General features: G+C 61.4%; 14 protein-coding genes. 6 read left to right on the forward strand and 8 right to left on the reverse strand.

Features of this window, described 5'->3' with window-relative positions:
- Positions 1 to 67 precede the first annotated feature (67 nt).
- Genes ACRWA7_RS27685 through iolB form a run of 6 tightly spaced genes read left to right on the forward strand, consistent with a single transcriptional unit; the run spans position 68 to position 7,646 of the window.
- Positions 68 to 1,231, forward strand: a complete 1,164-nt coding sequence (locus ACRWA7_RS27685) for an ABC transporter permease (protein ID WP_438393530.1) — start codon at positions 68 to 70, stop codon at positions 1,229 to 1,231.
- A gap of 11 nt (positions 1,232 to 1,242) precedes the next feature.
- Complete coding sequence (locus ACRWA7_RS27690; RefSeq protein WP_060819706.1) at positions 1,243 to 2,034, forward strand: ATP-binding cassette domain-containing protein; 792 nt, start codon at positions 1,243 to 1,245, stop codon at positions 2,032 to 2,034.
- Positions 2,035 to 2,078: 44 nt separating this feature from the next.
- Positions 2,079 to 4,073, forward strand: a complete 1,995-nt coding sequence (locus ACRWA7_RS27695; RefSeq protein ID WP_438393532.1) for a bifunctional 5-dehydro-2-deoxygluconokinase/5-dehydro-2-deoxyphosphogluconate aldolase — start codon at positions 2,079 to 2,081, stop codon at positions 4,071 to 4,073.
- A complete protein-coding gene (gene iolD, locus ACRWA7_RS27700; protein ID WP_438393534.1) occupies positions 4,070 to 5,932 on the forward strand; it encodes a 3D-(3,5/4)-trihydroxycyclohexane-1,2-dione acylhydrolase (decyclizing) in 1,863 nt (620 codons plus the stop codon). The genes ACRWA7_RS27695 and iolD overlap by 4 nt, the downstream gene beginning before the upstream one ends.
- Before the next feature lie 2 nt (positions 5,933 to 5,934).
- Positions 5,935 to 6,840, forward strand: a complete 906-nt coding sequence (iolE, locus tag ACRWA7_RS27705) for a myo-inosose-2 dehydratase (protein ID WP_438393535.1) — start codon at positions 5,935 to 5,937, stop codon at positions 6,838 to 6,840.
- The gene (gene iolB, locus ACRWA7_RS27710) at positions 6,837 to 7,646 is read left to right on the forward strand and encodes a 5-deoxy-glucuronate isomerase (protein WP_438393537.1); all 810 of its coding nucleotides are present in this window, start codon (positions 6,837 to 6,839) and stop codon (positions 7,644 to 7,646) included. Before iolE ends, iolB begins: the two co-directional genes overlap by 4 nt.
- On the opposite strand, the gene ACRWA7_RS27715 is transcribed toward iolB, so the two are convergent.
- The 8 genes from ACRWA7_RS27715 to ACRWA7_RS27750 all read right to left on the reverse strand — a co-directional run bounded on the left by ACRWA7_RS27715 (position 7,647) and on the right by ACRWA7_RS27750 (position 14,500).
- Positions 7,647 to 8,351, reverse strand: coding sequence for an ABC transporter ATP-binding protein (locus ACRWA7_RS27715; RefSeq protein ID WP_438393539.1), 705 nt, complete (start codon positions 8,349 to 8,351; stop codon positions 7,647 to 7,649).
- A complete protein-coding gene (locus ACRWA7_RS27720) occupies positions 8,348 to 9,085 on the reverse strand; it encodes an ABC transporter ATP-binding protein (protein WP_438393540.1) in 738 nt (245 codons plus the stop codon). The genes ACRWA7_RS27715 and ACRWA7_RS27720 overlap by 4 nt, the downstream gene beginning before the upstream one ends.
- Positions 9,082 to 10,251 carry a branched-chain amino acid ABC transporter permease gene (locus ACRWA7_RS27725; protein ID WP_438393541.1) on the reverse strand — a complete coding sequence of 390 codons (1,170 nt, stop codon included), beginning with the start codon at positions 10,249 to 10,251 and terminating at the stop codon, positions 9,082 to 9,084. The genes ACRWA7_RS27720 and ACRWA7_RS27725 overlap by 4 nt, the downstream gene beginning before the upstream one ends.
- On the reverse strand, positions 10,238 to 11,191 hold the full coding sequence (locus tag ACRWA7_RS27730) for a branched-chain amino acid ABC transporter permease (RefSeq protein ID WP_438393542.1): 954 nt from the start codon (positions 11,189 to 11,191) through the stop codon (positions 10,238 to 10,240). The genes ACRWA7_RS27725 and ACRWA7_RS27730 overlap by 14 nt, the downstream gene beginning before the upstream one ends.
- 11 nt (positions 11,192 to 11,202) lie before the next feature.
- On the reverse strand, positions 11,203 to 11,640 hold the full coding sequence (locus ACRWA7_RS27735) for an acyl-CoA thioesterase (protein ID WP_438393545.1): 438 nt from the start codon (positions 11,638 to 11,640) through the stop codon (positions 11,203 to 11,205).
- A gap of 3 nt (positions 11,641 to 11,643) precedes the next feature.
- Positions 11,644 to 12,798, reverse strand: a complete 1,155-nt coding sequence (locus ACRWA7_RS27740; protein WP_438393548.1) for an iron-containing alcohol dehydrogenase — start codon at positions 12,796 to 12,798, stop codon at positions 11,644 to 11,646.
- A 111-nt stretch (positions 12,799 to 12,909) separates the two neighbouring features.
- Complete coding sequence (locus tag ACRWA7_RS27745; protein ID WP_060819719.1) at positions 12,910 to 13,440, reverse strand: NUDIX domain-containing protein; 531 nt, start codon at positions 13,438 to 13,440, stop codon at positions 12,910 to 12,912.
- Between the two features lie 25 nt (positions 13,441 to 13,465).
- Positions 13,466 to 14,500, reverse strand: a complete 1,035-nt coding sequence (locus ACRWA7_RS27750; protein ID WP_438393550.1) for a threonine aldolase family protein — start codon at positions 14,498 to 14,500, stop codon at positions 13,466 to 13,468.
- Positions 14,501 to 14,548: the final 48 nt, after the last annotated feature.

Raw genomic sequence — 14,548 nt, forward strand, 5'->3', positions numbered from 1 at the left:
GCTTTCTCTCAACGCGCCGCCGCTCGAAGTCTCTCAGGCGGCCGGCCGCGCGCTTCAAGGAGCCATCATGGGTATAGCCGGCAAGCACGTTCCTCCCCTTTCCAATGCGGCCGACTCAGCCAGCGCGCCGGCCACGGCCACGCCCGCCGACGAACGCGTCAGGCGTCAATCGTGGTTCGGCCACCTGTTGAACCGTCCGGAGTTCGCCGCGATATCCGGCGCGGTGCTCGTGTTCATTGTGTTCGGCGTGGGCGCCGGCAGTTCGGGCATGTTCAACCTCGACGGCGTGATGAACTGGTCGCAAGTCGCGGCGTATCTCGGCCTGCTTGCAGTCGGTGCCTGCTTGCTGATGATTGCGGGCGAGTTCGATCTGTCCATTGGCTCCATGATCGGTTTCGCCGGCATGATGGTCGCGATTCCATCAGTGTATTTTCATTGGCCGCTGTCGGTGGCGATCCTGTTCGCCTTCATTTGCTCGATGCTGCTCGGCGCATTGAACGGGTATCTGGTGGTGAAAACGCGGCTGCCTTCGTTCATCGTCACGCTGGCGTTCCTGTTTATCTTGCGCGGCTTGACGCTCGCGCTCTCCATTCTCTTCGCGGATCGCACGATCATTTCCGGCGTTGGCGATCTCGCGCAAAACGACTGGCTCGCCAACACGCTGTTTCATGGCGTCGCATTGCATGGATTTTTTGCGTGGCTCGGGCATATGGGTATCGGCAAGTTGCTCGATAGCGGCGAACCGCTTGTGCCCGGCATTCCAAAAGTCATCCTGTGGTGGCTCGGCCTCGCCGCGGTGAGCGCGTTCGTGCTTGCGAAGACGCGTTTCGGCAACTGGATTCTTGCCGTCGGCGGCGATGCAAACGCAGCGAAGAATGTCGGCGTACCGGTACGGCGCGTGAAGATTTCGTTGTTCGTGCTCACCGCGTTCTGCTCGTGTTTGTTCGCGGTGCTGCAGGTCTGCGACATCGGTTCCGCTGCCGCCGATCGCGGCCTGCAAAAGGAATTCGAAGCGATCATCGCGGCGGTGATTGGCGGGACGCTGCTCACGGGCGGATACGGATCGGTGATCGGCGCGTGCTTCGGGGCGCTGATCTTTGGCGTGGTGCAGATCGGCATTACGTACACGAACGTCAGCTCCGACTGGTTCCGCGTGTTCCTCGGCGTGATGCTGCTGATCGCGGTGCTGTTCAATCACTACGTGCGTCGTCGCGTTTCACAGGCTCAATAAGGGGAACGGTCATGGCAGACCAGGACACCATTCTCGCGCTGGAAAATGTCAGCAAGTTCTTTGGCCGCGTGATCGCGCTGAACGGCGTGACGTTGCGTTTGAAGCGTGGCGAAGTGCATTGCCTGCTTGGCGACAACGGCGCGGGCAAATCCACCTTGATCAAGACGCTCGCGGGCGTTCATGCGCCCTCTTCCGGCGAATATCTCGTCGATGGAAAGCCAGTGCATTTCGGCTCGCCCAAAGAAGCGCTCGATATGGGTATTGCAACCGTGTATCAGGATCTTGCGCTCGTGCCTTTGCTGTCGGTCGCACGGAACTTCTTCATGGGGCGCGAGCCGCAGAAGAAACTTTTCGGTTTCCTGAACGTAATGGACCTCGATCTGGCGGCGCAGACATCGAGCGCGCGTCTTTCCGAAATGGGCATCAACGTGCGCGATGCGCATCAACCCATCGGCACCATGTCAGGCGGCGAGAAACAATGCCTCGCGATCGCGCGGGCGATCCATTTCGGCGCGCGCGTGCTGATCCTCGATGAACCCACGGCCGCGCTCGGCGTGAAGCAATCGTTCAACGTACTGCGCTTGATCCATACGGCGCGCGCGAAAGGCATCTCCGTGATCTTCATCACGCACAACGTGCATCACGCGTATCCCATCGGCGATTCGTTCACGCTGCTCAATCGCGGGCGCTCCATGGGCACGTTCACCAAAGACACGATCACGAAGAACGAAGTCCTCGACATGATGGCGGGCGGGGCCGAGATGCAGCAGATGATGAGTGAACTGGAAGATGCCCCGGCTTGAACACAGGCTCCCTCGCGCACTTCATCTATTCCCAAGGATCGAACATGGCATTGCACTCATCAACCGGATCGCGATTCGCTCAGGGGCGAACGCGCGACGTCGTGTGTCTCGGGCGGATCGCGGTCGACCTCTATGCGCAACAGGTCGGCGCGCGGCTTGAAGATGTATCGAGTTTCGCGAAGTATCTTGGCGGCTCGTCGGCGAATATTGCTTTCGGATGCGCACGGCTAGGACTTAAGTCCGCAATGCTCTCGCGCGTGGGCAACGATCACATGGGCCGCTTTCTCACCGAAACGCTGGAACGCGAGGGATGCGACACCAGCCGTCTACGCATCGATCGTGAGCGGTTGACGGGACTGGTCCTGCTCGGCCTTGAAGACCGCGATACGTTTCCGCTCGTGTTCTATCGCGATGATTGCGCCGATATGGCCGTCGACGAAAACGACTTCGACGAAGCGTTCATTGCTTCGTCGAAAGCATTGTTGATTACAGGTACGCATTTCTCCACGGATCAGGTCAACCGCACGAGCCGTCGCGCGCTTGATTACGCGCGGCGCAATCAGGTTCGCACAGTGCTGGATATCGATTACCGGCCAGTGCTGTGGGGACTGACCGGCAAGGCCGATGGCGAGACGCGGTTTGTCGCGAACGACGGCGTCACCGCTCATCTGCAAGGCATTCTGCCTTTGATGGATCTCGTGATCGGCACGGAAGAAGAATTCCGGATTGCCGGCGGCAAGGACACGCTGATCGATGCACTTGCCGCCGTGCGCTCCGTCACCGACGCCACGCTCGTCGTCAAACGCGGACCCATGGGCTGCTCGATCATCGAAAGCGATGTTCCCGTGTCGATAGACGACGCACCCGTTCACGGCGGCGTGGAAGTCGAAGTGCTGAACGTGCTGGGTGCGGGCGATGCATTCGCCGCGGGCTTCCTCGCCGGCTGGCTGCGCGACGAACCCATGGAGGCGTGCGCACGCACGGCCAACGCATGCGGCGCGCTGGTCGTGTCGCGTCACGGCTGTGCGCCGGCCATGCCCACGCCCGCCGAACTTTCCTACTTTCTCGATGCCGCCCGCGCCGATCCCATCCGCATGCGCCGTCCCGACCGCGATGCGACGCTCGCGCGTTTGCATCGCGTGACGCCCGCTCGAAAGCAATGGAACGAAGTGCTTGGTTTTGCCTTCGATCATCGCAACCAGTTCTTCGAACTTGCGCAGCAAACCGGCGCCGATGAAACCCGCATTGCCGAACTCAAGGCCTTGTTCGTGCAAGCCGTGGCGCAAACAGAAACGGAACGCGGACTTGAAGGACGTATCGGCGTGTTGATCGATGACCGCTATGGTCAGGACGCGCTGAATGCGGCGACCGGACGCGGCTGGTGGATCGGGCGTCCGGTGGAGTTGCCGGGATCGATGCCGCTCGTCTTCGATCACGGCCGGTCGATTGGAACCACGCTGATCGAGTGGCCGCGCGAGCACGTTGCGAAGTGCCTCGTGCACTATCACCCTGACCATCCGCACGAAATCCGCCTTGAACAGGAAGCGCAGATTCGCGCGCTTTACGACGCGGTTCAGGCGAGCGGCCACGAACTGCTGCTCGAAGTGATCGTGCCGAAGAATGGTCCGCCTGTTGCCGAAGACACAGCATTGCGGTCCCTGAAGCGGCTCTATAACCTCGGTATCTATCCTGAATGGTGGAAGCTCGAACCCATGAGCGCGAAGCAATGGGAAGCCGTCGATGCGCTGATTGCCGAGCGTGATCCGGCGTGCCGCGGCGTGGTGTTGCTGGGTTTGTCGGCGGCGGTGGACCAGCTTTGCGAGGGCTTTAAACCAGCGGCTTTATCGAAGACATGCCGTGGGTTTACCGTCGGCCGCACGATCTTCCACGAGCCGAGCCACGCGTGGCTTAGTGGCGCAATCGACGATGCCGAACTCATTGCGCGGGTCCGGCGTACGTTCGAAACGCTGATCGATGCCTGGACAGAAGCGCGCGCCACCTCGGGCACGCAAGCCACCACGCAGGAGCAGGCAGCATGAACAGCACGATCCGTTTGACGGCCGCGCAGGCGCTGGTCCGCTACCTTGCCGCGCAGCAAACCGAAGATGGCGAAGCGCTCTTCGGCGGCGTCTTCGCCATCTTCGGGCATGGCAATGTGGCCGGGATGGGCGAGGCGTTATATGCCCATCGCGAAACCTTGCCGACTTATCGCGCGCACAACGAGCAGGCCATGGCACACGCCGCCATAGCGTACGCGAAAGCGCACTTTCGCCGCCGGATGATGGCGGTGACTACGTCCATTGGTCCGGGCGCGACGAACCTCGTGACGGCTGCCGCGCTGGCGCATGTGAACCGCTTGCCCGTGCTGTTGCTACCCGGCGATATCTTCGTGTCGCGCGCGCCCGATCCCGTTCTGCAGCAAGTGGAAGATTTCACCGATGGCAACGTGTCCGCGAACGATACGTTGAAACCCGTCTCGCGTTACTTCGACCGCATCGTGCATCCGGCGCAATTGCTGAGCGCACTGCCTCGCGCAATCCGCGTATTGACCGACGCCGCATTGTGCGGCCCGGTCACGCTCGCGTTGCCTCAAGATGTGCAGGCCATGGCGTACGACTATCCCGCTTCGTTCTTCGAGCCGCGCGCGGTATCGTTCCATGCGCCCGCGCCCGCAGCCGATGACATCACACGCGCCGCCACTGCATTGCGCGCCGCTAAAAAGCCCTTGCTCGTATCCGGCGGCGGCGTGCTTTACGGCCTTGCGACCGGTGCGTTGCGTTCTTTCTCGGAGCGCCACGGCATTCCTGTCGCCGAAACCCAGGCCGGAAAGGGTGCGCTCGAATGGGATCATCCGCTGAACCTGGGCGGTATCGGCGTGACGGGATCGGAGGCCGCGAACGCGTTGGCAAACGACGCCGATTGCGTGCTCGCGGTTGGCACTCGCCTGCAGGATTTCACGACTGGATCGAACACGTTGTTCACGCAGGCCCAGATCATCGGCATCAACGCAAATGCATTTGATGCCCTGAAACAAGGTGCTCTGGCAGTGGAAGCCGATGCAAGGCTCGCACTCGATGCACTCAGCGCGACACTCGATGACTGGCGTACATCGCCGCCATGGACCGCACGCGCGCACGAACTCGCCGATAGCTGGCGCGCGAGCGTCGACCATGTGACGAACGCGCCACAGCAGGACAACACATTGCCGCGCGAAGCCGACGTGATCGGCGCGGTGCAGCGTTCGAGCGTGCAATCGGCGACCAATGACATTGTGGTTTGCGCGGCGGGAACCTTGCCTGCCGATTTGCAGAAGCTCTGGCGCACGAGTACGCCGGGCGGTTATCACGTCGAATACGGTTACTCGTGCATGGGTTATGAAATTGCCGGTGCGTTGGGTGCGAAACTCGCGCGGCCTGAGCGCGAAGTGATCGTGATTGTTGGCGACGGCAGCTATCTGATGATGAACAGCGAACTGGCTACCTCCGTCATGCTTGGGGCGAAGATCATCGTCGTGCTGCTCGACAACCGTGGTTACGGTTGCATCAACCGCTTGCAGCAAGCGTGCGGCGGCGCGCCGTTCAACAACCTGATAGCCGATTGCCGCCAGGGTCCTGAAGGCGCGCCGTTCATCGACTTCGCCATGCACGCGCGTTCGCTGGGCGCAAGCGCGGAGCATGTTGCGAATACTGATGAACTCGAAGCCGCGATGCAGCGTGCGCGGGCATCGACGAAATCGTATCTGGTCAGCATCGATACCGACCCCGCGCGTCCCACGGAAGAAGGCGGCTGGTGGTGGGAAGTCGCAGTGCCCGAAGTGTCGTCGCGTGAAGCGGTGCGCGCGGCGCGCGCTGACTACGAGCACAAACTCACGGTGCGCTCGAAGCGCACGAAGGAATAAAGATGAGCACGTTCGACGTACGAATCGGCATCAATCCGCTTTCATGGATGAACGACGACCTGCCCTCCCTCGGCGGCGAAACCCCGCTGAGCGTCGCGCTGACCGAAGGCAAGAAGATTGGCTACGAAGGCTTTGAGCTTGGCAACAAATTCCCGCGTGAAGCGCAAGCGCTGAAAACGCTGCTGGCTGAATACGATCTGGCGCTCGTGTCCGGCTGGTATTCCGGACGCCTCGCCGAGCGCAGCGCGGAAGACGAAATCGCCGCCGTGGGTCCGCATCTGGATCTGCTGGCGAAGAACGGCGCGACGGTGATGGTCTACGGCGAGGTGGCGGATTCGATTCAGGGTTCCCCGCGGCCGCTCTATCAGCGCCCCCGTTTTTTCTCCGATGATCGATGGTCCGAGTACGCAAGACGTCTCGACACGTTCGCTGAATATACCTTGTCGAAAGGCGTTCGCGTGGCGTACCACCATCACATGGGCGCATATGTCGAGACGCCTTCGGACGTGGACAAGCTGATGAGCCTGACCGGCGATTCGGTTGGCCTGCTATTCGACGCAGGACATATCACGTTCGCGGGCGGCGATCCGCTCGCCGTGCTCGACAAACACATCGGCCGGGTTTGCCATGTTCATTGCAAGGACGTGCGGCCCGACATCATCAAGCTCGCGCGCAATCGCAACTGGAGTTTTCTCGACGCTGTCATCAACGGTGCGTTCACCGTTCCCGGCGACGGCGCGGTGAACTTTCCATCGATCATCGCGCGATTGAAACGGCAGGGGTATCGCGGCTGGCTGGTGGTTGAAGCTGAGCAAGACCCCGTTATTGCAACAAGCTATGCGTATGCAGAGAAAGGCTACAAGACGCTACGCGCGCTCGTTGACCAATCCCTTCAGGAGGCAGCATGAGCCTGCTCGTCAAGGCGTCGCGCGAAGGTCAGACCATTGCACGCGTCACGCCGGAAACTGCGTTGTGGAAGCATGTGGGGTTCGCCGCGTATCGGCTCGAAACCGGCGATATCGTGCATGTGAATGAAGCGAAACGCGAGGTGTGCATCGTGGTGTTGTCGGGAACCGTCAGCATCGAGGCAGGCGATCACACGTGGGAAAAGCTCGGTTCGCGCGACAGCGTATTCGAAGACACCGCGCCCTATGCCGTGTATCTGCCGCCGAAACTCGCCGCAACCGTGCGTGCGGATCGCGATGCCGAGATCGGCGTGGCAAGCGCGCCCGCTACCGGGATATATCCACCGCGGCTCATCGAGCCTTCCCAAATGAAACGATCGACTCGCGGCAAGGGCGCGAATACGCGATACGTATGCGATATTCTTCCGCAAACCGAACCGGCCGAAGGCTTGCTCGTTGTCGAAGTGAAGACGCCTGGCGGTCATGCATCGAGCTATCCGCCGCACAAGCATGACAAAGACAACGTGCCGGTGGAGAGCTCGCTCGAAGAGACTTATTATCATCGGCTGAATCCGCCGCAAGGATTCGCGTTTCAGCGCGTGTATACGGATGAACGCGATATCGACGAAACCATGGCCGTTGAAGATCACGACGTGGTCATGGTGCCGCGCGGCTATCATCCGGTCGTGGTGCCGTATGGTTACGACAACTACTATCTGAACGTGATGGCCGGCGACAAACGCACCTGGCACTTCAAGAACGACCCGAAGCACGAGTGGATTGTGGAAAGGGACAGCAAGGCTTCCTAGTCAGCTGCCTACGGAAAGCCATTCCCGTGTGATGCGTTCGTCTGCTGCGAACGCATCGGGTGTGCCGTCGAAAACAATCGTGCCATGCCCCATTACGGCAATGCGCGTTGCGAGTTCACGCGCAATCGTCATGCGCTGTTCGATCAGCAGAATAGCCACGCCTCGCGCCTGCAAGCTCTTCAGGCACGCGGCGACCTGGGCCACGATCTGAGGCGCAAGACCTTCCGTGGGTTCATCGACGATCACGAACGACGGATCGCCCATCAAGGTGCGCGCGAGTGCAAGCATCTGCTGTTCGCCGCCGGACAGGAGACCCGCTTTCACGGCCTTGCGTTCGTGCAGTATCGGGAAAAGCTGCTCGGCGTTTGCTATGTCGAAACTCGATCCACCACGTTTTATTCCCAGTAACAAGTTCTCGCGAACGCTTAGTGTGGGGAAAACATCGCGCTGTTCGGGGACATAACCCAGGCCCATTCGCGCGATGGCGTGCGGCCGCTTTCCAAGTATCGATACCCCGCGATAATTCGCCACGCCTTCTGCACGCACGAGTCCCATCAGCGCTTTGGCAAGCGTGGAGCGTCCCGAACCATTGCGCCCCGCAAGCACGACGACCTCGCCTTCATCGATACACAAGCTCACGCCATGCAGTACGTGACTTGACCCGTACCATGCGTTCAGGCCTTCGATTTCAAGGAGCGCGGTCATATTGCGTCACCGAGATACGCCGATCGAACGGCTGCGTTCGCGGCAACTTCATCGGGCGCTCCGCTTGCAATCAAGCGGCCGTGCACCAGCACCGAGAGCGTGTCGGCGAGTGCAAAAACGGCTTCCATGTCGTGCTCGACAATCAACAGCGTCTTACCTTGTGTTGCCGCGCGGATCAACGCGAGTGCACGCGCCGCTTCCGAACGGTTCATGCCGGCAGTGGGTTCATCGAGCAGGATTGTGGACGCGCCCGATGCCAGCGCAAGCCCCAGATCCAGCGCGCGCAGTTCCGCATGACTGAGGTTTGCAGCGGGTTCGCCCCTGCGCTGGAACAAACCGTTTGATTCAAGGACCCGCCGGGTTTCATGATCGATTGCGTTCGACCCGAACCATCTCGCTTTCCACGATGTCTGGGCGCCAAGCACCGCGCATCGAAGGTTGTCCCATACGCTGAGACCGGCGAACACGCTGGAGGTCTGGAAGCTGCGCGCAAGGCCCATGCGTCCCAGCCGATACGCAGGCAACCCCGTGACATCCACGCCATCTAGAATGACACGGCCGCTCGTTGGCCGCGTGCGTCCCGCGACAAGATCGAACAGCGTCGATTTGCCCGCGCCGTTCGGCCCGATCAACGCATGACGTTCGCCTTGCCGAACGCTAAGATCAACGCCGCGCAGGATCTGCGTGGCGCCGAAGCGCTTCGTGATTTGCCTGAGTTCGAGCGCGGTGTTCATCGAGCGCGCCGGGATTGTCTTGTAAGCGCCAAGGCGACCATGGCGCTGAACAATGCGAAGCCCCACGGCCCGATTCGATGACCATCGAGCAGCAAGCCCGCGACGTGCGCAAGGCCGTCGCCGTGGCTATCGAATTGAAGTGCGTAGGCGAGTTCCATCAAGATGACAATGGCAATCAGCCACGCAACGAAAGCACCTGAAACAAGCGCTGTTCCGGTAAATCCGCCGCGCGATCTCTCGGCCATCACCCCGGCAATTCCCTTCGGTGCGGCGACTACGGTCCACACAAAAAACAGCCCGAGGTATGCCACCCATGCAGGCGACACGCTCGCCACCGCGACGCTGAAAAACGTGAGCAGCACGGCGCCAAGTATCGGCCCGAAGAACGTGGCCGTTCCGCCGATCACCACGGCAATCAGCACGCTTGCCGAGCGCGCCAACCCCACGCCTTCCGCCGATGCAAGCTCCACGTTGATCACACCGAGACCGCCCGCGACACCCGCGAAGAATGCCGCCATAACCACTATGACGAAGCGCACGCGCCGCGGATCGAAGCCAATGGCCGCGGCGCGCACAGGGTTGTCGCGGACTGCGTTTGCCACGCGTACAAATGGCGTGCGCGAAAAAACGAACATCGTGACACACGCGAGCAGACACCAGGCGGCAATCAACGCATATGCCTGGATCGAGGGTCCGAAGCTCAGGCCGGCAATCGCGGGTCCGCTCGCACGATCGATGGAAACACCGCCCTCGCCGCCGAACCATCCCGGCACGAGCCAGACCGCCGCAGCAACCATTTCACCGATACCCAGCGTGATCATCGCGAACGTGGTGCCGGCCCGGCGAGTCGACAAGAAGCCGAACACGACGCCGGCGAGCGAGGCAGCAAGACCGCTGATGAAAGGCAGCAATGGCAATGGCACGCGATAGTGGTTGAAGCAATGCGCGGCGGCAAACGCGCCAAGACCTGCGTATACGGCGTGACCAAAGGAAAGCAAGCCAGTCTCGCCGAGCAGCAGATTGAATGAAAGCGCAAACACGATCATGGTCGCGGTTTGCGCGAGATACGCAAGCAGCCAGCTTTGGGCGCCGAACACGGGCGGCAACGCGAGACCTGCGGCGAGCAGCAGCCACGGCGCAAGACCTCTGAGCCTATGCGTCGTCATCGCTACGCTGTCCGAAAAGTCCGCGCGGCCGCAACGCAAGCATGGCGACAAGCAGCACGTAGGGCAGCACGGGCGCGATCTGCGCGATGCTCAATGCGGCCCAGGCAGGCGGCAACGCGCCGCCCATCGCCCTTGAGATCGCACCCAGCGACACTGTTGTCCCAACCGCGAACGTCTGCACGCAACCAATCAAGAGCGAAGCCGCAAGCGCACCGCCGATCGATCCCAGTCCACCCACGACAACCACCACGAACACGATCGGCCCGATGTTATCGGCCATCGACGGTTCGATCACGAACAACGGCGCGCCGATCACACCGGCCAGCGCGGCAAGCGCCGTGCCGGCGGCAAAGACGAGGGTGAACACCCGCGGCACGTCGTGCCCGAGCGTCTCGACTGTCGATGCGTGCGTGAGCGCAGCCCGTACAACAAGGCCTATGCGCGATACCCGCAACACCGCATACAAGGCCACGAGCATCGCGATGGACACACACATCATGAACGCCCGATACCGCGGAAATGCGGCACCGAAAAGCGTGAACAAAGGACCATCGAGAGAAGGCGGAACAAGCGCGTTGAACGGGGCAAGGCCCCAGGCCAGCTTGACCGCTTCAGCGATCAGATACGCGGCGCCGAATGTCAGCAACAGTTCGGCAAGCGCGCCGCGCACTGCGATTCGCCGCAACAGGAAGCGCTCGAACGCCCCGCCAAGCGCGCCAACGATCAATGGTGAAACAACCAGCGCGAACCAGAAGCCCCACCGCGCCGCGAGCGCGTAGCCAACATACGCGCCGAGCATGTAGAAGCTCGCGTGAGCGAAGTTGAGGATGCCCATCATGCTGAAGATCAGCGTGAGCCCCGCCGACAGCATGAACAGCAACAACCCGACGCTCACTCCATTCAGAAGGTTGATTGCGAACCACTGAACGAATGCGTCCACGGTCGACGCGCCTAGGCTGTCACGAGCGGCTCGAGCGCGGCCACGAGCGCGTCGGGCAGCGGCACCGGACGGCGCGTATTGCGATCCACATAGACATGCACGAAATGCCCTTGCGCCGCTGGTTGATCGGACCCGGCGCTGAAGATGCCGACTTCGTACCGCACGCTCGTCGTACCGAGCCGAGCAACGCGAAGACCTGCATCGATACGCTCGGGAAACGCCAGCGACGCAAAGTAGCTGCAATGCGTCTCGACCACAAGGCCGATGGTCTTGCCGGACTCCGGATCAAGCGCACCCTTGCAGATCAGATACTCGTTCACCACGGTATCGAAGTAGCTGTAGTACACCACGTTGTTCACGTGGCCGTAGAGGTCGTTATCGGACCAGCGCGTATTGATGGGCAGGAAGTGCGGATAGGCCGCGCGCGTTGCAGGTACAGGCCGGCTCATGGATCAGAACGACTCCTTGAGCATGCGCCGATAATCCTCCGCGCTCGCCTCGCGCGGATTCGTCTTGTGGCAATGATCGGCGAGCGCGCCCTGAATGATCTTGTCGAACATGCTTTCTTCCACGCCCATTTGCGACAGGCGCGTCGGCAAGCCGAGGCGTTCCGTCATGTCGTGAAGCGCCTGGGCAAGGTCTGCATCGGCGGGAAGATTCATCACGCGGCGCATGCGCGCAAAACGCTTGTCCGCGACCACGCTCGGCGCGCTTTCGTTAAAGCGCAGCACGGCCGGAAGAACCACCGCGTTCAGCGTGCCGTGATGCAGGCCGGTGCGGCCGTTTATGACCAGCCCGCCCATTGGGTGCGAGAGCGAATGCACGCATCCCAGGCCCTTCTGGAACGCCATCGCGCCCTGCATGGACGCGCTCATCATGTTGAGCCGCGCATCGCGGTCCTGGCCGTCGTGCGTCGCTTTTTCTATATTCGCCCATGCCCGTTCAAGCCCGTCGAGCGCAATGCCGTCGGCCGGCGGATTGAACGCGGAGCCAAGAAACGTTTCGATGCAATGCGCGATCGCGTCCATGCCGGTCGCCGCCGTCAGCATGGGCGGCAAGCCCAGCGTCAGGGATGGATCGCAGATCGCCGACTTCGGCAGCAGATGCCACGAATGAAAGCCGAGCTTGCGGCCGTCTTCCAGAATGATGATCGCGCCGCGCGCTACTTCGCTGCCAGTGCCCGATGTAGTCGGCACGGCAATCAGCGGCGCTGCTTGCGATGTGATCTTGTTGCTGCCGCCTTCAATGGTCGCGTATTCGGTGAGCGTGCCCGGATGCGTTGCTGCAATCGCGACGCCCTTCGCCAGGTCGATGGACGAACCGCCGCCCACCGCGATCAGGCCGTCACAGCCTTCGCTCTTGTAGAGCGCGGCGGCTTTCATCACCATGGCTTCAGTCGGATTCGACGGCGTCTCGTCGAAAATGGGAACAGCGCCAGCGTCGAGAGTCATCGCCTGAACGGTCTGCGAAACCAGTCCCGCCGCGAGCACACCCTTGTCCGTGATGATCAGCGGCCGCTTGATGCCAATGCGCGCGCACTCGCCGTCGAGCGACGCCAGCGCGTCGAAACCAAGATAGATATGCGTGAGATAAAAGATGAAAGCCATGACGTGTCCCCGTTGTAGTCTGCGTCAGGCATGTTAGGAGTGCCGCGAGAGTCCGTCAATCGCGTCCGTCAATGGCACGAAATGTCACGTTTTCAGGCGCACCGGCCGCACTTACTGCCCCGGCCGGTCCACATATTCCACCGCCAGCCCGCGCCGGCGCATCCATTGCGCCACCGCGTGGCCGGTTCCCGCGCGCCACGGCCTCAGGTTCGCCGGCTCGACCAGCCGATATTCGAGCAATTCCGGCGACAGCGAGATCGTCCCGTTCGCCTTCACGTGATAAGCAATGATCAGCTCGTTCTTGCGGATGAACTCATATACGCCAACCAGTTCCACCGATTCCGCCACCAGCGAGGTCTCTTCGAGCACTTCGCGCGCGATGCCCTCTTCCGGCGTCTCGCCGTTTTCGAGAAAGCCCGTGATCAGCGCGAACATGCCCTCGACCCACGCCGCGTTGCGCGCCAGCAGGATCTTGCCCTCGTATTCCACGATCGCCGCAACGACCGGTAATGGGTTATTCCAGTGAACGAAACCGCATTCCGGGTCCGGACACGCAAGCCGCACACGACCGCCCTCATGCGCGACATCGGCACGTTCGACCAGCTTATTCGCGTCGCGCGGACAGAATTGGTATTCGATCATGTTGGAATTCCGTGAGTTCGAGAGGTCAGCGGGCGGCGCACAGCGCGCGGATTTCGTCCGTGAATTGTTCCACCGTCTCGGCCAGCGTGTCCCATGCGCACATCAGCCGGCAGCCGCCCGAGCCGATGAACTGATAGAACTTCCAGCCCTTCGCGCGCAGCGCCTGCGCCACATGCGGCGGAAGTTCGGCGAAAACAGCGTTGGCTTGCGGCTTGAACATCACCTTCACGCCATCTATGCCGGCAAGCCGTTCGGCCATCAACTGGGCCATCGCGTTGGCATGTTTCGCGTTGCGCAGCCAGACATCGTTGTTCAGAAGTCCCAGCCAGGGTGCGGAAATAAAGCGCATCTTCGACGCCAGTTGCCCCGCCTGCTTGAGCCTGTACGCGAAATCGACGGCCAGTGTCTTGTCGAAGAAAATCACCGCCTCGCCGACCGGCAAGCCGTTTTTCGTGCCGCCAAAACACAGCACGTCCACGCCCGCGCGCCACGTGATTTCGGACGGATGCACGTTGAGCGACGCCACCGCGTTCGCAAACCGCGCGCCGTCCATGTGCACTTTCAAATGCCGGCGCTTGGCAATGGCTGCAATCGCGCGAATTTCCTCGACGCTATAAACGGTGCCCACTTCGGTGGATTGCGTGAGCGTGACGACCTTGGGCTTCGGATAATGAATATCCGCGCGCCGCGTCACGATTGTTTCGATGGCATCGGGCGTCAGCTTTCCATCTATACCCGGCGCCGTCAGCAGCTTTGAGCCGCCCGAGAAAAATTCGGGGCCGCCGCATTCGTCGGTTTCTATGTGCGCCAGTTCGTGGCAAATCACCGAGTGATACGACTGGCAGAGAGAGGCCAGCGCCAGCGAATTGGCGGCCGTGCCGTTGAAGACGAAGAACACTTCGCAATCGGTCTGGAACAGGTCGCGGATGCGATCGCACACGCCTTGAGTCCAGGAATCGTCGCCATAAGCCGGCTCGTGGCCGCTGTTATTGGCTTCTATAAGCGCTGCCAGTGCTTCCGGGCAAATGCCGGCGTAATTGTCGGAGGCGAAGTGTTGCATGCGGTCGGGAGGCAGGGCGATGTGGAGGTGGCCATCATTTTAGCGGTT

Source organism: Caballeronia sp. DA-9 (assembly GCF_051615025.1).
Lineage (GTDB): Bacteria > Pseudomonadota > Gammaproteobacteria > Burkholderiales > Burkholderiaceae > Caballeronia > Caballeronia sordidicola.